Source organism: Agrobacterium sp. El2ro-1b, assembly GCF_048298475.1.
Lineage (GTDB): Bacteria > Pseudomonadota > Alphaproteobacteria > Rhizobiales > Rhizobiaceae > Agrobacterium > Agrobacterium fabrum.
In genome coordinates this window covers 616,076-639,598 of sequence record NZ_CP103459.1, presented here as the reverse complement: position 1 = coordinate 639,598, position 23,523 = coordinate 616,076, and the positions used below count along the sequence as shown (strand labels likewise).

At 59.3% G+C, this 23,523-nt stretch carries 21 protein-coding genes; 9 read left to right on the top strand and 12 right to left on the bottom strand.

Features of this window, described 5'->3' with window-relative positions; genetic code table 11:
• Positions 1 to 34: 34 nt before the first annotated feature.
• Genes NYR50_RS17190 through NYR50_RS17170 form a run of 5 tightly spaced genes read left to right on the top strand, consistent with a single transcriptional unit; the run spans position 35 to position 5,328 of the window.
• Complete coding sequence (locus tag NYR50_RS17190) at positions 35 to 1,045, top strand: ABC transporter substrate-binding protein (RefSeq protein ID WP_174011441.1); 1,011 nt, start codon at positions 35 to 37, stop codon at positions 1,043 to 1,045.
• A gap of 59 nt (positions 1,046 to 1,104) precedes the next feature.
• Positions 1,105 to 1,980, top strand: a complete 876-nt coding sequence (locus NYR50_RS17185; RefSeq protein ID WP_174011444.1) for an ABC transporter permease — start codon at positions 1,105 to 1,107, stop codon at positions 1,978 to 1,980.
• Between the two features lies 1 nt (position 1,981).
• Positions 1,982 to 2,782 (top strand): ABC transporter permease, encoded by an 801-nt coding sequence (locus tag NYR50_RS17180; RefSeq protein WP_174011447.1) that lies wholly within the window; start codon positions 1,982 to 1,984, stop codon positions 2,780 to 2,782.
• The gene (locus NYR50_RS17175) at positions 2,779 to 3,861 is read left to right on the top strand and encodes an ABC transporter ATP-binding protein (RefSeq protein ID WP_174011449.1); all 1,083 of its coding nucleotides are present in this window, start codon (positions 2,779 to 2,781) and stop codon (positions 3,859 to 3,861) included. Before NYR50_RS17180 ends, NYR50_RS17175 begins: the two co-directional genes overlap by 4 nt.
• Positions 3,862 to 3,873: 12 nt before the next feature.
• Entirely contained in the window at positions 3,874 to 5,328 is a 1,455-nt protein-coding gene (locus tag NYR50_RS17170) for an NAD-dependent succinate-semialdehyde dehydrogenase (RefSeq protein ID WP_174011452.1), read from the top strand.
• Positions 5,329 to 5,411: 83 nt separating this feature from the next.
• Here the strand turns inward: NYR50_RS17170 and NYR50_RS17165 are convergent, their stop codons facing one another.
• The 8 genes from NYR50_RS17165 to NYR50_RS17130 all read right to left on the bottom strand — a co-directional run bounded on the left by NYR50_RS17165 (position 5,412) and on the right by NYR50_RS17130 (position 14,696).
• Positions 5,412 to 7,019, bottom strand: coding sequence for an ABC transporter ATP-binding protein (locus NYR50_RS17165; RefSeq protein ID WP_174011455.1), 1,608 nt, complete (start codon positions 7,017 to 7,019; stop codon positions 5,412 to 5,414).
• A 1-nt stretch (position 7,020) separates the two neighbouring features.
• A complete protein-coding gene (locus NYR50_RS17160; protein WP_418137682.1) occupies positions 7,021 to 8,151 on the bottom strand; it encodes an ABC transporter permease in 1,131 nt (376 codons plus the stop codon).
• Entirely contained in the window at positions 8,144 to 9,067 is a 924-nt protein-coding gene (oppB, locus tag NYR50_RS17155) for an oligopeptide ABC transporter permease OppB (RefSeq protein WP_006316000.1), read from the bottom strand. Before oppB ends, NYR50_RS17160 begins: the two co-directional genes overlap by 8 nt.
• Positions 9,068 to 9,121: 54 nt before the next feature.
• Positions 9,122 to 10,717 (bottom strand): peptide ABC transporter substrate-binding protein, encoded by a 1,596-nt coding sequence (locus NYR50_RS17150; protein WP_174011461.1) that lies wholly within the window; start codon positions 10,715 to 10,717, stop codon positions 9,122 to 9,124.
• A 255-nt stretch (positions 10,718 to 10,972) separates the two neighbouring features.
• Entirely contained in the window at positions 10,973 to 11,749 is a 777-nt protein-coding gene (locus NYR50_RS17145) for an ABC transporter permease (RefSeq protein ID WP_174011464.1), read from the bottom strand.
• Positions 11,736 to 12,557 (bottom strand): ABC transporter ATP-binding protein, encoded by an 822-nt coding sequence (locus tag NYR50_RS17140; protein ID WP_174011467.1) that lies wholly within the window; start codon positions 12,555 to 12,557, stop codon positions 11,736 to 11,738. Before NYR50_RS17140 ends, NYR50_RS17145 begins: the two co-directional genes overlap by 14 nt.
• 9 nt (positions 12,558 to 12,566) lie before the next feature.
• Entirely contained in the window at positions 12,567 to 13,568 is a 1,002-nt protein-coding gene (locus tag NYR50_RS17135; protein WP_006315996.1) for an ABC transporter substrate-binding protein, read from the bottom strand.
• Between the two features lie 45 nt (positions 13,569 to 13,613).
• Positions 13,614 to 14,696: a 4-oxalomesaconate tautomerase gene (locus tag NYR50_RS17130; protein ID WP_174011470.1), complete on the bottom strand. Its 1,083-nt coding sequence runs from the start codon at positions 14,694 to 14,696 to the stop codon at positions 13,614 to 13,616.
• A 108-nt stretch (positions 14,697 to 14,804) separates the two neighbouring features.
• Between NYR50_RS17130 and NYR50_RS17125 the strand changes: the two genes are divergently transcribed.
• Both NYR50_RS17125 and NYR50_RS17120 read left to right on the top strand, forming a co-directional pair.
• A complete protein-coding gene (locus NYR50_RS17125; RefSeq protein WP_174011474.1) occupies positions 14,805 to 15,701 on the top strand; it encodes a LysR family transcriptional regulator in 897 nt (298 codons plus the stop codon).
• Between the two features lie 126 nt (positions 15,702 to 15,827).
• The gene (locus tag NYR50_RS17120) at positions 15,828 to 16,424 is read left to right on the top strand and encodes an NUDIX domain-containing protein (RefSeq protein WP_174011477.1); all 597 of its coding nucleotides are present in this window, start codon (positions 15,828 to 15,830) and stop codon (positions 16,422 to 16,424) included.
• A gap of 96 nt (positions 16,425 to 16,520) precedes the next feature.
• Here the strand turns inward: NYR50_RS17120 and NYR50_RS17115 are convergent, their stop codons facing one another.
• Positions 16,521 to 17,645 (bottom strand): zinc-dependent alcohol dehydrogenase family protein, encoded by a 1,125-nt coding sequence (locus NYR50_RS17115; RefSeq protein WP_174011480.1) that lies wholly within the window; start codon positions 17,643 to 17,645, stop codon positions 16,521 to 16,523.
• A gap of 78 nt (positions 17,646 to 17,723) precedes the next feature.
• The gene (locus NYR50_RS17110) at positions 17,724 to 18,632 is read right to left on the bottom strand and encodes a LysR substrate-binding domain-containing protein (RefSeq protein ID WP_174011483.1); all 909 of its coding nucleotides are present in this window, start codon (positions 18,630 to 18,632) and stop codon (positions 17,724 to 17,726) included.
• 155 nt (positions 18,633 to 18,787) lie between these two features.
• On the opposite strand from NYR50_RS17110, the gene NYR50_RS17105 reads away from it, so the two are divergent.
• Together NYR50_RS17105 and NYR50_RS17100 are read left to right on the top strand one after the other, a co-directional pair.
• Positions 18,788 to 19,969, top strand: a complete 1,182-nt coding sequence (locus tag NYR50_RS17105; RefSeq protein WP_418137681.1) for an MFS transporter — start codon at positions 18,788 to 18,790, stop codon at positions 19,967 to 19,969.
• A gap of 81 nt (positions 19,970 to 20,050) precedes the next feature.
• Complete coding sequence (locus tag NYR50_RS17100) at positions 20,051 to 20,884, top strand: aldo/keto reductase (RefSeq protein ID WP_174011501.1); 834 nt, start codon at positions 20,051 to 20,053, stop codon at positions 20,882 to 20,884.
• 108 nt (positions 20,885 to 20,992) lie between these two features.
• Here the strand turns inward: NYR50_RS17100 and aroE are convergent, their stop codons facing one another.
• The gene (aroE, locus tag NYR50_RS17095; RefSeq protein WP_174011503.1) at positions 20,993 to 21,841 is read right to left on the bottom strand and encodes a shikimate dehydrogenase; all 849 of its coding nucleotides are present in this window, start codon (positions 21,839 to 21,841) and stop codon (positions 20,993 to 20,995) included.
• On the bottom strand, positions 21,831 to 23,414 hold the full coding sequence (locus tag NYR50_RS17090; protein WP_418137680.1) for a GMC family oxidoreductase N-terminal domain-containing protein: 1,584 nt from the start codon (positions 23,412 to 23,414) through the stop codon (positions 21,831 to 21,833). The genes aroE and NYR50_RS17090 overlap by 11 nt, the downstream gene beginning before the upstream one ends.
• Between the last annotated feature and the right edge of the window lie 109 nt (positions 23,415 to 23,523).

Here is a 23,523-nt window from a genome sequence, read left to right as displayed (position 1 = left end):
TGCCAACAACAAACTCTAAACGGAGTAAGGGAACATGAGATCGAAACTGGTATTGTCGACATGCGCAGCACTTTTCGCCCTCGGCACAGCCGCTCAGGCGAATGACCTGGTCTTTTCCAGCTGGGGGGGAACCACGCAGGACGCCCAGAAAGCGGCCTGGGCTGAGAAATTCATGGTGGAGACCGGCATCAACGTTTTGCAGGACGGTCCGACCGACTATGGCAAGCTGAAAGCCATGGTCGAGGCCAACGGCGTGACATGGGATGTGGTCGATGTCGAAGGCGACTATGCCGCGCAGGCCGGCCCCAAGGGTCTGCTTGAAAAGCTGGATTTCAGCGTCATCGACAAAACGAAGCTCGACCCTCGTTTCGTGACGGATTATTCTGTCGGCAGCTTCTATTATTCCTTCGTCATCGGCTGCAATGTCGATTCAGTTGCTGCCTGCCCCAAGAGCTGGGCCGATCTCTTCGATACGGCTAAATTTCCGGGCAAGCGTACCTTTTACAAGTGGTCGGCGCCGGGCGTGATCGAGGCAGCGCTTCTGGCCGACGGCGTTACGGCCGACAAGCTTTATCCGCTTGATCTCGACCGTGCTTTCAAGAAGCTCGACACGATCAAATCCGATATCATCTGGTGGTCCGGCGGCGCGCAGTCGCAGCAGTTGATTGCGTCCGCCGAAGCACCCTTCGGCAGCGTCTGGAACGGCCGCATGACCGCTCTCGAGCAGAGCGGCGTCAAGGTGGAGACATCCTGGGCGCAGAATATCACTGCGGCGGATTCGCTCGTTGTCCCGAAGGGAACGAAGAACAAGGATGCGGCGATGAAGTTCATCGCCTTGGCGACGTCCGCACAGGCGCAGGCAGATATGGCGACAGCGACGGGTTATGCGCCTGTTAATATCGAATCCGCCAAGCTGATGGATGCGAAAATCGCCAAATCTCTGCCGGACCAGCAGACGGAAAGCCAGGTCAATGCCGACATGAACTACTGGGCACAGCATCGCGATGAAATCGGCGAGCGCTGGTACGCCTGGCAGGCGAAATAAGATAACGGCGCGGGCTGCCACGGGCGCCCGCGCAATTTTCACGTCCGGGAGGTTTGGACATGGTCTCGCTTACCGATGAAACAGTCAGACCCAGGCCGAAGGTGGGCATGCCCTTCCGGGCCGGTAATTTTGCCGCCACCTTGCCGGCGCTTGGTCTCCTCATCCTGTTCTTTGTCGTTCCTGTCCTCATCCTGCTGTCGCGTAGCGTGACCGAACCCGTCCTCGGCCTCGGCAACTATGCCGAACTCCTGGGCAGCTCCACCTATCTGAAGATTTTCTTCAATACTTTCGCGGTGTCGGCACTGGTGACGGTCGTGTCGCTGGCAATCGGTTTCCCGGTCGCCTGGGCGCTTGCCATCATGCCCTCGCGGCTTGCCTCCATCGTTTTTGCCATCCTGCTTCTGTCGATGTGGACCAATCTTCTGGCCCGCACCTATGCCTGGATGGTGCTGTTGCAGCGAACAGGCGTGGTCAACAAGACGCTGATGGGCCTTGGCATCATTGATAAGCCGCTGGCACTGGTCAACAATCTCACCGGCGTGACGATCGGCATGACCTATATCATGCTGCCTTTCATCATCATTCCGCTCTATGGCGTGATCCGCAAGATCGACCCGGCCATTCTGCAGGCAGCGTCTCTGTGCGGCGCCAGCCGCTGGCAGGCACTGACGCGCGTTCTCATTCCGCTTGCCGCACCCGGCATGATGGCCGGTGCGCTGATGGTCTTCGTGATGTCGCTCGGTTATTTCGTCACCCCGGCGTTGCTCGGCGGCACGGCGAACATGATGCTGGCCGAACTCATCGCCCAATTCGTGCAGTCACTGGTAAATTGGGGCATGGGCGGGGCCGCCGCCTTCGTCCTTCTGGTGGTCACTCTGGCTCTTTATGCGGTGCAGCTGAAATTTTTCGGCGCAGCCGGGGCAGGGGGGCGCTGAGATGCTTTTGAACTATAACAGTCTCGGCCTGTGGAAATGGCTGCTCCTTCTTATCACCGTGCTGACGTCGGCATTTCTGATCCTCCCGATCGTTTTCATCGCCGCTTTGTCCTTCGGCTCGTCGCAATGGCTGATCTTTCCGCCGCCCGGCTGGACGCTGAAATGGTATGTGGATTTCTTCGCCGATCCCAGATGGCTGGAGGCCGCCTGGACGAGCCTGCGCATTGCGTTGATGGTCACGGTACTCTCCGTGCTGATCGGTCTCGTGGCTTCCTTCGGGCTGGTACGCGGACGTTTCCTCGGGCGCGGCACGTTGCGCGCGCTGTTCATGACGCCGATGATCCTGCCCGTCGTGGTGCTTGCGGTGGCGCTATACGCCTTTTTCCTGAAGCTCGGCCTTGCCGGCACCACGACCGGCTTTGTCATCGCCCATCTCGTCGTCGCACTGCCTTTCTCCATTCTGGCGCTGACCGGCGCGCTCGAGGGTTTCGACAAGTCGATCGAGGATGCGGCAGTGCTGTGCGGCGCGAGCCCGTTGCAGGCAAAAATCCGCATCACGCTTCCCGCCATCAGCCACGGGCTGTTTTCGGCGGCCATCTTTTCCTTCCTCACCTCCTGGGATGAGGTGGTGCTGGCTATCTTCATGGCAAGCCCGACATTGCAGACGCTGCCGGTGAAAATCTGGGCGACGCTGCGTCAGGATCTGACGCCCGTCATCGCCGCCGCCTCCACGCTTCTCATCGCGGTGACCATCATTCTCATGCTGCTTGTTGCGGCTGTGCGAAAAGGACTGAAAACATGACTAAACCGCTCCTGCAAATTCGCGGAATCCGCAAGCAATACGGACCGGTCGTCGCCGTTCAGGATGTCAATCTCGACGTTCAGCCGGGCGAGTTCATGACCTTTCTCGGTCCATCCGGTTCGGGCAAGAGCACCACGCTATACATCCTTGCCGGCTTCGAGCAGCCGACGGCGGGGGATATCCTGCTGAACGGCGAGAGCCTGCTGTCGACGCCATCGCACAAGCGCAATATCGGCATGGTCTTCCAGCGTTACACCCTGTTTCCGCATCTGTCGGTCGGCGAGAATATCGCCTTCCCGCTGAAGGTTCGCCGCAAGAGCAAGGCGGACATCGATGCCAAGGTGAAGGAGATGCTACGTCTCGTCCGCCTCGAAGGTTTCGAGGACAGAAAGCCTGCACAAATGTCCGGTGGCCAGCAGCAGCGCGTGGCGCTGGCGCGTGCGCTTGCTTATGATCCGCCGGTGCTTCTGATGGATGAGCCGCTGTCGGCGCTCGACAAGAAGCTGCGCGAAGAAATCCAGTTCGAAATCCGCCGCATCCACCAGCAGACGGAAGTGACGATCCTCTACGTCACCCATGATCAGGAAGAAGCCTTGCGTCTTTCTGACCGGATCGCTGTATTTTCGAAAGGGGTTATCGATCAGATCGGCACGGGGCCGGAACTTTACGCCCACCCGACCACCCGTTTTGTGGCTGAATTCATCGGTGACAGCGATTTCATCGCCTGCGATCTCCTCGCGGCATCCGGCGGCAAGGCCACGGTGTCGCTGGGCCGCGATATCGTCTTTGATCATATTCCCATGCATGGTGAGGCCGCACCGGGCAAGAAAGCGGCACTGATGCTGCGTCCGGAACGCCTGCAGCTCAGCCGCAGCAGACCGGTTGCTTCCGCCGGTTTTCAGGCCACGGTCAGCGACATCACCTTCCTTGGCAACAATGTCCATGTGGTGGCCCGTACCGGCTCGGGCGAACCGCTTGCCGTGCGACTGCCCTTCGGCCACGAAGCGATTTCCGGTCTCAACCGGGGCGACCTCGTTCATCTGGCCTTCGACCCGGCGTCAGCCCAGGTTTTCTGTTGAAAGATCAGCTCCATGCATCTGAATGACCCTACGCTCTTCTGTGAGAAAGTGCCCGTGGCCGGCCGCTGGATCGGTTGCGATAGCCGCGGGACGGCGACGATCCGCAATCCCGCGACGGGGGAAATCGTCGGACAAGTTCCCGAACTTGGCGCAACGGAAACGCAGGCGGCTATCACTGCTGCCGTGCTTGCCCAGAAAGCATGGGCGCGCCGCACAGCCGGCGAGCGTGCGACGATCCTGAAGGCGTGGCACCGGCTCGTCATGGAAAACCGTGACGATCTCGGCTTGATCCTGACGCTGGAACAGGGAAAACCGCTCGCGGAAGCCAAAGGCGAAATCGCCTATGGGGCAAGCTTCATCGAGTGGTTTGCCGAAGAGGCGCGCCGTATCAATGGTGAGACGGTCCCCGGTCATCAGGCCGACAAGCGCATCCTCGTTCTGCGCCAGCCGGTCGGCGTCGTCGCGGCCATCACGCCGTGGAATTTCCCCAATGCCATGATTACCCGCAAGATCGGCCCGGCGCTCGCTGCCGGCTGCGCGGTGGTGCTGAAACCCGCACCGCAGACGCCGTTTTCGGCCATCGCCCTCGCCATTCTCGCCGAGCGCGCGGGCCTGCCGCCCGAACTTTTCAGCATCGTGACGGGGCCTGCCGCAGAAATCGGCGGCGTGCTGACCTCAAGCCCGGATATTCGTCTTCTGACCTTCACCGGCTCGACACGCACGGGAGAACATCTTTACCGGCAATGCGCGCCGACGATCAAGAAACTCGGACTGGAACTCGGCGGCAATGCGCCCTTCATCGTATTTGATGATGCCGATCTCGACGCGGCTGTCGAAGGGGCGCTGATTGCCAAGTTCCGCAACAACGGCCAGACCTGCGTCTGCGCCAACCGACTTTATGTGCAGAGCGGTGTTTATGATGCCTTTGCTGAAAAATTTGCGCGGGCGGTATCGGGGCTGAAGGTCGGTAACGGGTTGGAAGAGGGAAGCATTCTGGGCCCGCTCATCGATGGTAACGCCGTTGCCAAAGTCGAGGCCCATATCGCCGATGCGCTCTCAAAAGGCGCGCAAATTGCCTCGGGCGGCAGCAGGCATGCGCTCGGCGGCAATTTTTTCGAGCCGACGATCCTGCGCAACGTGACCGCCGACATGCAGGTCGCGCGTGAGGAGACATTCGGGCCGCTCGCCCCGCTTTTCCGTTTCGAAGACGAAGAGGATGTGATCGCGCAGGCCAACAATACCGATTTCGGTCTCGCATCCTATTTTTATGCGCGTGATCTTTCCCGTGTATTCAGGGTCGCCGAGGCGCTTGAATATGGCATGGTCGGCGTCAATACGGGGGCTATCTCCACCGCCGAGGCCCCCTTTGGCGGCGTCAAGATGTCAGGTCTGGGGCGCGAAGGTTCCCGCCACGGTATCGAGGAATATACCGAACTCAAATATGTCTGCATCGGCAACATTCTCTAGGCGGCGGCGGGGCTACGCGCGTATGGAAATTCCCCGCCGTCGCTGAAGAATGAGGCCGCCCGGTAAGATCGGGCGACAATCTATTACGCCACTTCCGCCGAAAACGCGGATTTGATGAGTGTTTTGGTATAGTCAGCCGTCGGCCTGTTGAATATGGCGTCCGTCTCTCCCTCCTCCACGATTTTTCCGTTTCTCATGACGATGACGTAATCCGAAATCGCCTTGATAACCGAAAGGTCGTGGCTGATGAAGATGTAGGAAAGGCCGTGCGTCTTCTGCAGCTCGCGCAGAAGATCGATAACCTGTCCTTGAACGGACCGGTCCAGCGCCGATGTCGGTTCATCGAGGATGACGACCTCGGGCTTGAGGATGATCGCGCGGGCAATGGCGATACGCTGACGTTGTCCGCCTGAAAACTCGTGAGGGTAGCGATTGCGGGCAGCGGGATCGAGACCGACTTCTTTCAGCGCTTCGATTGCCCGCTTGTCCCGCTCCGCCCGGCTGAGCTGTTGCTCATGCACGAACAGGCCTTCGGTGATGATCTCACCCACCGTCTGCCTGGGCGAAAGCGAGCCATAGGGATCCTGAAACACAAGCTGCAAATGCCGCCGCAACGGCCGCATGGCCTTTCGGTCAAGGCCGGTGATCTCCGTTTCGCCGAAGAAAATGCGGCCTTCCGAAACGATGAGACGCAGAAGCGCACGACCGAGCGTGGACTTGCCGGATCCGGATTCACCGACAATGCCGATGGTCTGTCCCTGGTGAAGGTTGACATTGACGCTGTCGACGGCCCGGAATTTGCTGGACTTCGACAGGAAGCCACCCGGAATTTTATAATCGATCGTCACATTCTTGCCGGAGAGAACGACGGGTGCCTCGCTGCCGACTGCTGGCTTGTGCCCGCTGGGTTCTGCATCGAGAAGCATCTTGGTGTAGTCCGCCTGCGGGCGCTCGAAGATATCTTCCGTCGTGCCGGTCTCAACGATTTCGCCGCGGCGCATGACAGCAACGCGATTGGCGAAATGACGGACCACGCCGAGATCGTGTGTGATCAGGACGACGGCCATACCGAAGCGTTGTTGCAACGACTTCAGAAGGTCGAGGATCTGCGCCTGTATAGTCACGTCGAGCGCAGTGGTCGGTTCATCGGCAATCAGAATGTCCGGCTCGTTCGCGAGCGCCATGGCGATCATCACGCGCTGGCGCTGACCGCCGGAAAGCTCATGCGGGTAGCTGTCTATACGCCGTTCCGGCTCAGGAATTCCAACGAGCTTCAGGAGTTCGAGAACGCGTGCACGCGCTTGCCTTTTGCTGCCACCCCTGTGGTGGATGATCGGTTCGGCGATTTGCGCGCCGATCCGGTAAAGAGGATCGAGCGAGGTCATCGGTTCCTGGAAAATCATGGTGATTTTCGCACCGCGGATATCGTTCAGTTCGTTGACCGGCAGACCGATCAGCTCGCGTCCACGATATTTTGCCGAGCCCTGAATTATGCCGTTTGATGCCAGCAGTCCCATGATGCCCATCATGGTCTGGCTTTTGCCGGAACCGGATTCGCCGACGACGGCAAGCGTTTCGCCCTGTTTGACGTCAAGATCGATGCCCTTGACGGCATTCACGGTGCCATCGGGCGTGGTGAATTCAACCTTGATGTCGCGGACGGTGAGGATGGTTTCAGATGTCGTATTCATGTCAACGATCCTTGGGATCGAGTGCATCACGCAACCCGTCGCCCACAAAATTGAGTGAGAACAGGGTCAGCACGAAGAAGATCGCCGGAAATATCAGGAGCCACGGGGCCGACTGGATATTGTTGGCACCTTCGGAAATCAGCGCCCCCCAGCTCGTCAGCGGCGCTTGCACGCCAAGGCCGAGGAAGGAGAGGAAGCTTTCCAGAAGAATGACTTTGGGGACGACGACCGTGACGAACACGACAACGGGCCCGATCGTATTGGGAATGATGTGACGGCGGATGATCTGCCAGTCGCTCAAACCCAACGCCTGGGCGGCGCCCACAAATTCCCGTCGCTTCAGGGCAAGCGTCTGGCCACGGACGATACGCGCCATATCAAGCCATTCCACCGCACCGATGACCAGGAAGATCAGGATGAAGCTGCGGCCGAGGAACACCACGAGAACGACAACCAGAAAGACGAAGGGCAGCGAATAGAGGATTTCGACGAAACGCATCATCACATTGTCGACACGCCCGCCGATATATCCAGCCGTTGCGCCGTAAAGGACGCCGATCCCCAGCGAAACAAGGCTGGCCAGAATGCCGACGGCGATCGAGATCTGCCCACCCAGCATCACCCGGGCCAGCATGTCGCGACCGTTCGAATCCGTGCCGAAGAAGAAGTATTCGCGGTTGACGTCGCCTTCCAGCTTCAGCGTTTGACCCTCGTCTTCGGTGGCCACGACCTTGGTGTTCTCAAATTCATTGGCGCGGTCGAAATAGCGGGTCGCGCGCGGGTCGATTGCGCTGCTGGAGGTGATGGTCGCCGTGAAGGTCTGCCCTTCAACGGAAAATTCCTTCAGCTCCACGCGCGCCCGGCCGGCAACGCCCTCCATCACACCCTGAAGGTTGTTTACGTCAGGGCGCGGCTCAAGGCTGGGCGCCACGGAGACATAGGACGAAAACACCTGATCATAGGTGTGGGTGAGGAAGTTCGGACCGATGAAGGAGAAAAGCGTGATCAGCAGGAGCATGATCGAACCCGCCATGGCCGCCTTGTTTCGTCTGAAACGCAGGGCCGCGAGCTGGAACAGGCTTCGGCTTTTCACCATCGGTTGATGGGCAACAGTGCCGGGGATATCAGTCATGTCTGACCCTCGGATCAAGCAGGCCGTAGAGAATATCGACCAGGAGATTGAAAACGATGACGAAAATGGCGACGAGAACAACGGTTCCCATCACTAGCGTATAGTCTCGATTGATGGCGCCAAGAACGAAGTAGCGCCCGACACCGGGGATCGTGAAGATCGTCTCGATGACCGCCGAACCCGTGAGGAGAGCGGCGGCACAGGGCGCGAGATAAGAAACGACGGGCAGCATCGCAGCGCGCATGGCGTGCAGCACGACCACGCTGCGCGCGGGAAGACCATAAGCCTTGGCGGTGCGGATATGGTCCATCCGCAGGGCTTCGATCATGGCGCCGCGTGTCAGGCGCGCGATAACCGCAAGCTGCGGCAAGGCGAGCGCGATCATCGGAAGAATGAGATATCTGAGCGATCCATCACCCCAGCTGCCTGCGGGCAGAAGTCCGAGTATCACGGCGAAGACGAGCGTGAGTACGGGCGCAACAACGAAGTTCGGCACGGTGATGCCAACAGTTGAAATCGACATGAGCGAGAAATCGAAGGCACTGTTCTGCCGGAGCGCGGCCAGGGTGCCGGCAAGAACACCGCCCACCAGCGCCAGCAACAGCGCATAACTGCCGAGTTCCAGCGAATACGGCAGACCTTTGCCGATCAGCTGGGCGACGGTATTGTCCTTGTAGATGTAGCTCGGACCGAAATCGCCGGTGACGGCATTGCGGAGGTAGATGAGATACTGGCGCCATAATGGCTCATCCAGATGATAGGTTCTCATCAGGTTTTCCATCGTCTGCGGCGGCAGGGGACGTTCAAGATTGAACGGACCACCCGGCGCGAAACGCATCAGGAAAAACGAAATCGTGACGACGATAAACAAAGTCGGCACGGCGCTCGCCAAACGGCGCAGGATAAACGAGATCATGGTTTTTCGGGCTCCGGCATGGCACGGTGGTGTCAGCCACCGTGCCAGTGCTGCTTATTCGGAAACGCTCAGGAAGCGGCTGAGGTGTTCGTTGGCAGCATTGTCGACCCAACCCTTGACCCGGTTGGACACCAGCCAGAGATCGGCCTGCGTCAGAAGCGGAGCGACCGGCTGTTCCTTCATGAGGATGGTTTCTGCCTCATGCAGCAGCTTGGAGCGAGCGGCAGGGTCCTTCTCGTTGTAGGACTTCTGCATCAGCGAGTCGTATTCGGCGTTGTTGAACTTCGAATAGTTGAAGGTCTTGTTGGAGGATACCGAAAGAGCGAGGAAGTTTTCCGCATCCGCATAGTCGGCAACCCAACCGGCACGCGCCACGTTGAACTTGCCGCCCTCCTGAAGGTAGCCGTAGTGCGAGGCAACGTCGAGGTTCACCAGCGACACCTTCGCGCCGAACGTGTTCTTCCACATATCCGCGATAGCCGTCGCGACGCGCTCATGATTGGGGTTGGTGTTGTAGCGAATTTCGATTGCAAGCGGCTTGCCGCCCTCACCGTAACCGGCGTCCTTCATGAGCTTGAGTGCCTCGTCTTCCCGGTCGAGCTGGGAAAGCGTGGCAAAATCGGCCTTTGCCGGCTCGCCGTAGGAATCCATGCCCGGGGGAACCATGGAGTAGGCCGGAACCTGGGAACCGCTGTAGATTTCCTTGGCGAGGAAATCGCGGTCCACGGCCATGGAAAGGGCCTGGCGCACACGCACGTCGTCATACGGGGCTTCGCGGGTGTCGAAGGTGTAATAGTAGGTCGCAAGCGTCGGCGAAACGTGAACCTGTTCGCCATAGGACTTGCGCAGGCGGTCGATCTGGTCCGCAGAAAAATTGTATGCGAGGTCCATTTCCTTGGCTTCGAAACGACGAACGGAGGCGGCCTGGTCGTCAATCGGGTAGAAGATGACCTTGTCGATCTTGGTGTTCGACGCATCCCAGAAGTCGGCGTTCTTGACGACCGTCAGGCTGTCGTTGGGAACATGTGCTTCGAGTTTGTAAGCACCGTTCGAAACCATGACGCCCGGCTTTACGAAGTCAGCGCCGTTCTTTTCGTAGGCTGCTTTGGAAATCGGCAGGGCCGTCTGGTGAGCAAGAAGCTCAAGGAAGAACGGTGTTGCGCGCTCAAGCGTGATCTCAAGCGTCTTGTCATCCACCGCTTTCACGCCAAGCTGATCAACCGGGATTTCACCCTTGTTGATCTTTTCGGCGTTCTTGATCGGGTAAAGAATATTCGCATATTTCGCGGCAGTCTTCGGGTCTTCGACGCGCTGGTAGGAGAATACAAAGTCGCCAGCCGTTACCGGCGTGCCATCCGACCATTTTGCATCCGCATGCAGTTTGAACGTGTAGACGGTGCCATCGTCAGACAGCGTCCAGCTTTCCGCCGTACCGGGAACGATCTTGCCTGCAGCATCGTAGATGGTGAGACCTTCATAAAGGTCTTTCAGGATGAAGGCTTCGATATTGATCGACGTCTGCGCCTGATCGAGCGTCTGCGGTTCCCCAGAATTGCCACGATGCAGAACTGTTTCCGCGAGTGCGGAACTGGCGCCGAACAGAAGCGATCCGAGCAGCAGAGTAGTGCGAACTGTTGTTGTTATGGACATTGTTTTCTTTCCCCATGAGTATTTTGAGCCCACAAACAAGGCCAAATTTCTCAGAAGTGCAACCACAATAAATTGTGAGTTGGCGGGGAACCCACAGCTTTGGTGGGCCTGGCATGCTTTGCATCGATTACGCCGTCCGCTCCCCTTCGCAGGAAATCCAAGCAGGCGGTTGCGCAGGCTCCGGCCTGTGGCAGCAATAGAAATGGGGCGACCTACTGGCCGCCCCGTTTGATTTGAGACAGGTGGAAGGAAGTCCTATGCAGGTCGTTCTTCACCGTTATTCGGCCGCCAGGTGATCAGCTTTTTCTCTGCAACATCGAGAATGAGATCGATGATGAGGACGAAAACCGCAAGGATGATGATGCCTGCGAAGACGCCGACCGCATCGAAGTTGCCTTCGGAGCGGGCAATCAGGTAACCGAGACCCGCGGAAGCTCCCAGATATTCGCCGATGATCGCGCCGACCACGGCAAAGCCGACAGAGGTGCGCAGCGACGACAGGATCCAGCTCGCTGCAGCCGGGAAGTAGACGTGACGCAGCAGGTCAGAGCGTTTGGCGCCGAGAATGCGGGTATTGGACAGCACGACCGGGTTCACTTCACGCACACCCTGCATGGCGTTGAAGAAGGTGACGAAGAAAACGAGCGTGACCGCAAGAGCGACCTTGGACCAGAGGCCAAGTCCAAGCCAGAGAACGAAGATCGGCGCCAGAACGACACGTGGAATGGCGTTGACCGCCTTGATGAAGGGATCCAGCACGCGGGCGACGAAGGGGCTGAGGCCAAGCCAGACACCAGCGCCGACGCCGAGACCAGTGCCGATGACGTAGCCAAGCACGGTTTCGCTGAGCGTGATGCCGACATGTTTATAGAACCCGGCATCGGCAACCCAGGCAATGACCTGTTTGACGATGTCATAGGGGGCCGGGAAGAAGAAGCGGTCGATGGCGCCCGAGGAAACGCCAAGCTGCCAGCCGCCGAGGAGCACGACCAGAAGAGCGACCTGGATGATACGAACATTAACGGCTTGCATAGCTTTTCTCCACTTCGCCACGCAGGGACGCCCATATATCGCGATAGAGCGTCATGAATTTTGGATCGAGTTTGATTTCGGCGACGTTGCGGGGCCGTTCGAGATCAACGGGGAAGCTTTCGATGACGCGGCTTTTCGGGCCTGCCGCGAGAACGACGACGCGGTCTCCGAGCGCGATTGCCTCTTCAAGATCATGGGTGATCATGACCACCGCGCGGCGGTCCTCCTGCCACAGGCGCAGCAATTCATTCTGCATCAGGTGGCGGGTATGGATATCCAGCGCGGAGAAGGGTTCGTCCATCAGGATGACCTTCGGCTCGGTGATGAGCGCCTGCGCCATCTGCACGCGTTTGCGCTGCCCACCCGAGAGCTGGTGCGGGAAACGGTCGCCAAAACCTTTCAGGCCGACCTTTTCGAGCCAGGCCATAACCTTGGCGCGCCGTTCATCCTCGGCGACGCCACGGAACATCAGGCCGAGTTCCACATTCTGATACGCCGTCTTCCAGGGAAGAAGCGCATCCTGCTGGAACAGATATCCGATGGTGTTCTGTACGCCCTGAACGGCCGTACCATCGATTGACACCTTGCCTTGCGCAGGCTTCAGCAGCCCTGCGATGGCGTTGAGGATGGTGGATTTTCCGCAACCGGTGGGGCCGACGATGGAGAGAAACTCTCCATCGCCAACCCTAAGGTTGACGTTTTGAACGGCAACGAACGAACCAAATGCCATGGTCACGTCATCGATTGCCACCATCGGCTGGGGTTTGAGTTCCGTCACGGGCTCTAGCTTTCTCACTGGCGAAGACATGGCATATCCTCAGTTTCCGCCCTTCGAAGCCGCGGCCTCGACGAACTTGTTGGTATAGGTGGTGTTGAGATCGATGGTCGCCTTTGCGACCGCATCGTTGAAGCTCTTCAGAACGGCCAGCGGCGTTTCAAGGTCGGCAGGCTCGAACTTGCCGTCTTCGGAGAAGATCGCCTTGGCGGCTTCGACGGCCTTGATGTAGGTCTGCTTGTCGCCGGACACGAAATCATCGGGAAGTTTTGCGACGATTTCTTCCGCCGAATGCTGCTTCATCCAGTGCAGCGCCCGAACCGTGGCGTTGGTCACTTTCTGGATCACTTCGGGATTGGCATTGATGTAGTCCTGCGTCGCATAAAGGACCGAGGTCGGATAGATGCCGCCATAGACATCCTTGGCGCCCTGATCGCTGCGGGCGTCGATGAGAATCTTGCCCAGCCCACGCTCGACGACGATTGTCGCGGCGGGATCGTAGTTGACGAGCAGATCGATCTTGCCCTGCTGCAGGGCGGCCACGGCCGCAGCACCCGAACCGACACCGATGATGGAGATGTCGTTGTCGCTCAGATTGTGCTGCTTCATATAGTAGCGAATGAAGAAGTCCGAAGAAGAACCGGGCGAGGTGATGCCGACCTTCTTGCCCTTGATCGTTTCGGGCTTGGCCGGATCGAAGTCGGTATCGTTCGTGCCGGCCAGCACCAGACCCGAGTTGCGGGCGAGCTGAACGAAGCCCACGACGTGCTTGTTCTGCGACTGCATCTGGATCGTGTGATCGTAGAAACCGACGGCGACGTCGGTGGAGCCGGCAACGAGTGCCTGGAGCACCTTCGATCCGCCCTGGGCAAAGTTCTCGGTGGTGACGTCAAGCCCCTCGTCCTTATAGAAACCGAGGCTGGCGGCCACGGGGAAGGGCAGATTGTTGAGGTTGTACGAGCCTACGCTCATCCTGACGGATTCGGCATTCGCGGATGCTGCCAACGCACAGAGCGCTGCTGTTGCAAGCAGGTATTTACGCATGAGGGTCTCCTCCCTGTTTCATGTTTTGTGTCAATATGGCTGTATTTAAGCTGCGTCTTCAATTGCAGCGGTCGGTTTGGCGAAGGCGAAGCCTTCGAAAAGTCTGCGCGCCGTTCTCACAAGCCCGGCGGTTATTGCTCCCTCCCGCATTTCCAGCTGCACGTCGAGGCGGCCGGCAGGATGTTCGATGCGGATCTGGGTCGGCACGGAAAGGCGGCCTGCCAAATCGTAGGCAACCGAGCCTTCGCTCACGGCCGCGGTCGCGATGCCAACGGCGCCGGTCGTCGCCAGTGCGGGATGACATTCATTCGGCATGAAGTACCGCACCGAAAGAGTGCCGCCCCTGCGGGCGGGCGCGACGAGCACTGGCTTTGGAATGACCATGTCGGTGACATCACCCATGCCCATCAGCTTGCCGGCCTGAATGCGGATGCGGGTCATGCGCTCGATGAGATCGCTGTTGGCGGTGAGCGCCTGCGGGTCCTCATAACCGGTCAGGCCGAGATCGGCCGCGCGCATCAGCACCATCGGAATGGCGCAATCTATGGCCGTCACCTCCACGCCGTCGATCATGTCTACGGCTTTGCCTGTCGGCAGCAACCTGCCGGTTTTTGCGCCCGCAGCATCCATGAACGTCAAGGCGATCGGCGCTGCGAGGCCCGGCACACCATCGATCGATGCGTCGCCGAGATAGATAACCTCGCGGCCGCGGGTCGGAACCTTCGCCTCGATCAGCTTGCTGGTATTGACGTTGTGAATGCGCACAATCGTGTCGTTGCCATGGGCCTCGACAAGCCCGGCCTCGATCGCGAAGGGGCCGACGGCAGCCAGCATATTTCCGCAATTGGGCGAATAGTCGACATATTGCCTGTCGGTGCGGACTTGCGCGAAAAGATAGTCGATATCGGCACCCTTGACCGTGGAAGGGCCGATGATCGCCACTTTCGACGTGACCGGATTGCCGCCACCAATGCCATCGATCTGCAAGGGATGGCCTGAGCCCATGATGGAGAGGAGGGCCGCGTCCCGTTCGGCCTGATCGTGGGGGAGATCGGAAGCGAGAAAGAACGGTCCACGCGATGTTCCGCCGCGCATCAGCACACAGGGTATCTTGAGTAGATCGTTCATGGAAAGAAGCCTCAATCTTGCATTTGGCGGATCAATGCGCCGCGTTGTTGCAATATGAGGAAAGAAGTGTAATCTGTTAAATGCAATGTTCGGAGGTTTTATTGCGATATGAGCATCAATTGCGAAATTCTTGATTTACGGGCTTTTCAAGCAGTGGTTGAATTGGAGAGCTTTCACCGAGCGGCTGATGCGCTGCATATTTCGCAACCGGCGCTCACCCGGCGTATCCAGAAACTGGAGCAGGCCATCGGCGCGCCGCTTCTTGAAAGAACCACACGCCATGTCGCTCCAACGGCGATGGGCCAGGAGGTGATGCCGCTTGTCCGGCGCATGCTGGAAGAATTTGACGGATCGCTTTTTGCAATGAAGGACGGTGCGCAGCGGCGCGGCCTTATTACCATGGCATGCGTTCCGACGGCGGCATTCTACTTTCTACCCACCGTCATCAAAACCTTTAGCCAGCAATATCCGCATATCCGGCTGCGTATCAGAGACCTGACGGCAAACGAGGGCTTGCAGGCGGTTGCCCGTGGCGAGGTGGAATTCGGGATTAACCTGATGGGTAATTCCGATCCCGATCTGGCGTTCGAGCCGCTGATCGATGACCCGTTTGTGCTGGCGATGAGGAAAGACCATCCTCTGGCGGCTTTCGAAACGATCCAGTGGGATCAACTGGAGCCACACCCGCTGGTGGTTGTCGATCGCTCCAGCGGCAACCGGACGCTTCTCGATGGCGCGCTGGCGCGGCACAATCTAAAGCTGAACTGGTTTTACGAGGTGACTCACCTCAACACGTCACTCGGCCTCGTCGAAGCCGGGCTAGGAATTTCCGTGCTGCCGCGATTGGCCACCCCGCAGGATGACCACCCTTTCCTGGTCACGCGACCGATCGTCAATCCCGTGGTCTCCCGAACGATTGGTATTGTGCAAAGGCGCAGCAGCGCGCTGTCTCCGGCAGCGGAAAAATTCGTGCAAATGCTGTTGAAGACCTGGAAAACACCCTGAATGGGTGCGTTGTGCTTGCAGGCGATCATTACGGCCGTTTATCTCACCCGTGAGGATGCCGGTGTACATGCACGTCGAAGGCCGATTGTTCGGCCTTTGAAAGACAGATGAAAATGAGGTGACTTGATGAATGACAGTGTTTACCGGCCAATTTCCGAACGCGTGTTGGCGGATGATTGGGGCCGGCTGACCAAGTATGAATATGAACTCCGGCTGCGGGACGGAAGCTGGCAGAAGCAGACCCGGGAGGCATATGATCGCGGCAACGGGGCGACTTGCCTGTTGTACAATCCGGCAAACGGTCATGTTCTCCTAACCCGCCAGTTCCGATTGCCGGTTCTCTTGAATGGCGGTCTGGAATCGCTGATCGAGACACCGGCGGGACTGCTCGAAGGCGCAGAACCGGCGACGCGAATGCGTGCGGAACTGATGGAGGAGACCGGTTACGAGGTTTCCGAACTCACACACCTGTTCGATATCTATATGAGCCCCGGCTCGGTCACCGAATATCTCGCCTTTTTCCACGGCGAATATGCCGACACCCACAAAGTGGGCGAGGGCGGCGGCTCCGCTGACGAGGGGGAAGATATCGATGTGCTCGAAATTCCCCTGCCGGAGGCGATGCGAATGATCGACCGCGGCGATATTCGCGACGCCAAGACGATCATTCTGCTCCAGCATCTTGCTATCCGGCTTTTACAGGAAAAGCACGGGTCGCTCTGATCGAGGTCGGGGAAACCTGGTCGTTCGTAAGCGGTTCAGGGGGAGTTTCCCCCTGTTGGCGAGCGGACGGTTTACTTTCTGCCCCGATCGTCGGTTTCAGAATTCGATGACTTGCCGAACGGCGCTTCCGTCGTGCAGGCGGTCAAACCCTTCATTGATATCTTCCAGCTTCAGCCTTCCGCTCAGAAGACGGTTCACCGGCAACCGGCCGTCGCGATAAAGGGCGATGAAGCGCGGAATATCCCGGAGAGGCACACAGGTGCCGATGTAGCTGCCCTTGAGTGTCCGCTCCTCGCCGACGAGCTGCACGACGTTGACGGGCAGGGCCGCACCCGGCGGTGGCAGACCGGCGGTAACGGTGGTGCCGCCGCGGCGGGTCATCCTGAAAGCGTTTTCGAGGGCGCGAATAGACCCGGCCATCTCGAAGGCATAATCGGCGCCGCCGGAAGTGATCTCGCGGACCTGCTCGACAGCATCCTCATCGCGCCCGTTCACGATGGCGGTCGCGCCCAGTTCGCGGGCAAGCGCAAGCTTTTCCTGCGAAAGGTCGACGGCGACGATCTTGCTGGCGCCAGCCGCCCGGGCTCCGAGAACCGCGGCAAGACCCACACCGCCAAGCCCGATGACGACCGCAGTCGAGCCGGCCCTGACCCTTGCCGTATTCACGACGGCGCCGACGCCGGTCAGAACCGCGCAGCCGAAGAGCGCCGCCTCGACAAATGGAAGATCGTGGTCGATCTTGACCAGCGAATTGCGCGACACCACGGCATATTCTGCAAAGGCCGACACACCAAGGTGATGATGGACGGCCTCGCCATGATAGTTCAGGCGGGTGGCGCCACCCAGCAGCCTGCCTGCTGCATTGGCGGCGGCGCCCGGCTCGCATAGAGCGGGTCTGCCTTCCGCACAGGGCAGGCAATGTCCGCAACTGGGCATGAAGACCATTACCACATGATCGCCGGGCTCAAGATCGCGCACGCCTTCGCCCAATGCCTCGACGACGCCCGCCGCTTCGTGCCCGAGCGCCATCGGCATCGGGCGGGGCCTGTCGCCGTTGATGACGGAAAGATCGGAGTGGCAAAGGCCTGCGGCACGGATGCGGACGAGGACTTCGCCGGGGCCGGGCGGGGCAAGCTCGATCTCTTCGATCGCAAGCGGCCTGCTGGTGGCGTAAGGGCGAGACATATTCATCTCTCGCAATATCGCGGCTTTGACCTGCATTCTTTCTCCCTCCACTTAAAGTCGTTCATCCATGCCATCTTTCCACGGCATTGATAACATGCGCAATTCCATCAACGGCTATGCCCGGTCCTTGCCGACGTGTTCAGCCAGGAAGTCTATGAATGCGCGGATGCGTGTCGCAAGGTGCTCATGTCCGGCGAAGACGGCATGGATTTCTTCGATATCGTCGGGATTATAGTCCTCCAGCACGGGCACGAGCGTCCCGGCATCGATATCGGGCTGGACATGGAACCGGCCCACCCGGCCGAGACCGGTGCCGGCAAGACAGAGCCGGCGCATGATCATGCCGCTATTGACGGAACTGTTGCCGGAGACCGGCAGGCGGTAGATGTCCGTCGATCCCGGATCACGAAACGGCCATTCATTGAGGCTGCGCCGGAAATTGAAACTGAAGCAATTATGGGCGGCGAGATCGGCCGGTGTTTTCGGCATGCTATGCCGTTTGATGTAGGAGGGCGACGCGATAATAACCCGCCTGCTCTCGAGCAGTTTTCTGGCTTTCAGGGATGAGTCATCCATGGCCCCGGAGCGGATGGCGATATCCGTCCGCTCCTCGATCAGGCCGATGATGCCATCGGTCAAGGAGATATCGAGCTGGACTTCGGGATAGAGTTCGAGAAAGGCCGGTATGAGCGGAAGGAGAAACCTTTCGCCGAAGCCAACGGAAGCATTCACCCGTAACAATCCCCTCGGCACCAGTTTTCCGCCCGCCGCCACGATCTGCTCCGTCTCGGCAATATCGGCCAGAATTCGCCGAGCCCGTGCCAGGTAGATTTCCCCCTCCGGCGTCAGCGTCATCATCCGGGTGGAACGGACAAGCAGGCGGGTGCCGAGGCGGTCCTCAATGCGGGTGACGAGCTTGCTGACGGCCGATGGCGAGAGTTTCAGGCGTCGTCCCGCTGCCGAAAAACTCTGCAATTCCGCAGCGCTTACAAACACTTCCATTTCGCCGGTGCGATTGTCCATGTGTCCGTCCTGTGAATTCAATTCAAAGCTATTTATCCAATAGTGTCGATTATCACACAAGCCCTGTTCGACCATATTGCATCACAGCAATTCCAACCGACAGCAACGCTGTCCCTGCAACCCTCACCCGGGCGGTGAGCGGAGAGGAACCTGTCATGCCCCTAGCTATCTTCGCTTTGACGATCGCTGCCTATGCGATCGGAACAACGGAGTTCGTCATTGTCGGCCTTCTGCCGACGGTGGCGAACGATCTCCACATCACCCTGCCGCTTGCCGGCCTCATCGTCAGCGTCTACGCGCTCGGCGTCACCTTCGGCGCCCCCATCCTGACGGCGCTCACCGGCGGGATTGAAAGAAAGCCGCTTCTGCTTGGCCTGATGGCCCTGTTCATCGTCGGCAACACGGCAGCGGCTCTTTCGCCCAGCTATGAGATGTTGCTTGTCGCGCGCGTGATCGCCGCCTTTGCCCACGGTGTCTTTTTCTCTGTCGGCGCGACCATTGCTGCCGATCTCGTGCCGGAAAATCGCCGCGCCTCGGCGATCGCCATGATGTTCATGGGGCTGACCGTCGCCATTGTCACCGGCGTGCCGATTGGCACCTATATCGGTCAGATATTCGGCTGGCGTGCGACATTCTGGGCCGTTGGTGCGCTTGGTATCGTTGCCTTCGCTGCGATTGCTGCCCTGTTGCCGAACACGCTGAAAAAGGCTCCGCCGGCAAGCATTCTCGATCAGATCCGTGTACTTGGTTCGGGCCGCCTGCTGATCGTTTTTGCCATGACCGCACTCGGCTACGGCGGCACCTTCGTCGCCTTCACCTTCCTGGCGCCGATCTTGCAGGATGTCACCGGCTTTTCGGAATCCAGTGTCAGCCTGATCCTCGTGCTTTACGGCATCGCCATTGCCGCCGGCAATATCGGCGGCGGCAAGATCGCCAACCACAACCCGGTCAAGGCGTTGATCGGCCTCTTCGCCCTGCAGGCAATCGTTCTGGTGATCTTTTCCTTCACCGCGGTTTCGCCGGTCCTGACCCTGATCACGCTCGCGGCCCTCGGCTTCCTGTCGTTCGCCAATGTTCCCGGCCTGCAGCTTTATGTCGTGCAGCTTGCCAAGGAGCACCGCCCCGGTGCCGTCGATGTCGCCTCGGCGCTTAATATCGCGGCCTTCAATCTCGGCATCGCACTTGGTGCATGGCTCGGAGGCGTCGTGGTGGAATCGCCGATGGGTCTCGGCGCGACCCCCTGGGTTGGTGCGATCCTGGTCGCCATCGCCCTGTTGCTGACCATCTGGAGCGGCGTACTCGACCGCCGTACGGCGCCCGTGCTGAAGGCCGCCTGATGTTGGCAAGTTTGGTGTGACGGCTGAATGCCCGCCATGCCCACCCTGTAAAAACTGCTACTAAAAACCAAGGAGAAACCAATGCACACTGTAACCGCCAACGGAGCCACCATTCCGGCCCTCGGCTTCGGCACCTTCCGCATCCCCGGTCCCGATGTTCTCAGGATCGTTCCGCATGCGCTGAAGGTTGGCTTCCGCCATGTGGACACCGCGCAGATTTATGGCAATGAAGCGGAGGTCGGTGAAGCCATCGCCAATTCCGGCGTCGCCCGCGGCGATATCTTCCTGACCACCAAGGTCTGGGTCGAGAACTACGGCCACGATGCCTTCATCAAATCTGTCGACGAGAGCCTGAAGAAGCTTAAGACCGATTATGTCGATCTGCTTCTGCTGCATTGGCCGAACGAAGCGGTTTCGCTTGCCGAGCAGATCGGTGCGCTGAACGAGGTGAAGGAAGTCGGCAAGGTTCGCCACATCGGTGTTTCCAACTTCAATACGGAGTTGATGGCTGAATCGGTCAAGCTCTCGAAGGCACCGATCGTCACCAACCAGATCGAGTACCATCCTTATCTTAATCAGGATGTGGTCATCGCCGCAGCAAGAAAGGCCGGCATGTCGGTCACCGGCTATTTCGGCATGGCCGATGGCAAGGTCTTTAACGATCCGGTCCTTAAGGATATCGGTGCCCGGCACGGCAAGTCGGTCGCGCAGGTGGTGTTGCGCTGGCTCGTTCAGCAGGAAGGCGTCATTGCGTTGTCCAAGACGGTCGGCGATGCTCGCGTTGCCGAGAACTTCGCGATTTTCGACTTCGCACTCTCGGTCGATGACATGGCCGCCATCCATGCTCTGGCTGCTCCCGGCAGCCGCATCGTGTCGCCGGATGGCCTTGCGCCGGTCTGGGACAAGGCTGCCTGATAACGCGAGGGGAGGGGTGTTTCGCCTCTCCCTTCATTTTTTCCAATGCCCGTCCTGGATGAAACGTGCATTCAACAGGAGGAGCGTTCTCTTCGTCTATTAATGCCCTTAGAGATTGAGATCGATGAGGGCCTGCCGCATCACATAGGCGTCAACATCGACTCTGGTCCAATATTTGATGCCGATGACGCCCTGATTGACCAGCATGCCGAGACCATCGGCGGTCTTGCAGCCCGCGGCCTCTGCGGCGCGGATCAGCCGCGTGCGCGGCGGATTATGGATGCCGTCGGCAACGACCATGGAGGGGCGCAGCGTCTTCAGATCGATGTCGGGCAAGCCGTCTATATCAGGATAAAGGCCGACCGAGGTGGCGTGAATGACGATATCCGTCTCTTCCGGAATGGCGAATGTGCCTTCCCATGCGGCGAAGGCGGCGGTGGCGGGCGTCTTTTCGTCGATCAGCCGCGCTACGGTTTCACCACGTTCCCGGTTGCGGTTGACGACGGTGATATGCGCGGCACCGGCGAGTGCCACCTCGACACCCACCGCGCGCGCTGCCCCGCCGGCGCCGAACAGCACGACCTTTTTGTCCTTCGGGTCGATGACGTCGCGAAGCGCCTTGACGAAACCCTTGCCATCGGTGTTTTCGCCGATCAGCCTGTCGCCCCGCCGGACGATGGTGTTGACGGCGCCGATGATCTCGGCGGATTCCCCCAGACCGTCGAGATGCTGGATGACCGCGACCTTGTGGGGAATGGAACAGTTGAACCCGGCCCAGCCCATAGCGCGCGCGCCCGCCACGGCATCCTTCAGGTTTTCGGGGCTGACCTCCAGATTGATATAACGCCAGTTCAGACCGTGATGCTGATAGGCAGCCTCGATCATGGCGACCGTCGGGTTCTCCCCGGCCGGCATGGCGAAGGAGCCGGTTATCTCGGCGAGAAAGTCATGGGGCATGGTTGTTCTCCGTGGATGAAATGTCATGGGCGCGAAGGCTTGAAAACCGGCTTTGACGAATATGATCGCCGACGCGCAGCGCCTGTGCCGCAACGGTGAGCGCGGGATTGAGTGCTGCCGAAGACGGAAAGAACCCGGCGTCGACGACATAGAGATTAGGGTGATCATAGGTCTGGCACAGGGCGTTTAGCGCCGCCTCTTTCGGGTCGTCACCCATGCGCACGGTGCCGCATTGATGCGACGGCGCCTCGATGCCGAAGGAATGGCCGAGAACGATGGGAAAACCATTTTTTCTCAACAATGAACGCATGTGCCGCACAAATCGCTGATGGGCTTCCCGATCGCCGGGACGGTAGATCGCCTCCGCCCCATTTTCCCCCCACGGCTTTATCCGGCTGTCATATTTCGGCGTGTCCTCCGACATGACGAGGAAATCGACACTGTGGCGGGCAAGGAGATTGGCAAGAGGTCTTGGCATCCAGGGATAGGCGGCGCGGATCATCGGGCCTTGAATGTTGCCCAGCATCTGGACATTGCCGCGGGCGGCCTCATCGCCCGGCATGCCGTCATAAAAGTCGTTGAGCGACATCGTTTTCGGGAAATGGGTGTCGTTGATGGCGAAGGGCAACAAGCCCATCAGCCCGCTCAGATGGTGGTTCATCAGGTAACGGCCGACGACACCGGAGGAGTTGGCAAGGCCGTTGGGGTGCTTCTCGGTTGCCGAGCGAAGCAGAATGAGGGCGGAGTTGATGGCACCCGCTGAGAGAACAAAAAGCGGCGCTTCGATTGTCTTGATTTCGCCCGCCCGTTCGATTTCCACCGCCACGATATGTTTGCCATCCTCATCGGCAATCAGCCGGCGCACCCGCGCGCCGGTCAGGAGCGAGACGTTGGGGTGTTTTAATGTCGGGCGCAGAAGCCGGGTCTCGGCATCGCCCTTGGCATCGAAACGGCACACGAAGGCATCGCAGGTGCCGCAGCGTCGACAGAGGTCGCCGGGGCCATAGTCGATTGCCGAGGGCATGTGAAAGGGGCGCAGGCCGAGCCGCTCGAAGCCCTTCGCTACACGGCCGATGACGGGCTCGTGGGGGATCGGCGCATGCATGTAGGGTGCCGAGCGCGGCGGCTCGGTCGGATCGTCTCCGGCCTGGCCCCTGACGCCGAAAAGCCGTTCGGCCTCGGCGTAAAATGGCTCCAGTTCCGAGTAGGAAACAGGCCATGCCGGCGAAACCCCATCCTCATGCTCGACTTCGCGGAAGTCGCGGTCGCGAAAACGGAACATGGCGGTTCCGTAGAACTTGGTATGGCCGCCGACGTAGTAATATTGTCCGGGACGATAGGTGCGCCCGGTTTCGTCGCGGTAGAGATCGGTGGTGCGATAACGGTTTTGAACGAAAACGGCTTCCGCATCGGCATTTTCGGGTTCGTTCGGCAGTTTTTCTCCCCGCTCGATGATCAGTATCTTCGCACCCGTTGCGGCAAGTTTCAGCGCGACCGCGCTTCCGCCGACGCCCGAGCCGATGATGACGATATCCGGTTTGCTGCCGGGGTCTCCCTGTGAGCTGAAAGACATGTTTCCTCCTCGTCCTCCTCATGGACTGCTTTTTAACGGAGGATAATCATCGCGGCTGGATCGACCATTCCCGCTCGCGGCGTTTTCTTGTATGATTGCCGCGTCCTGC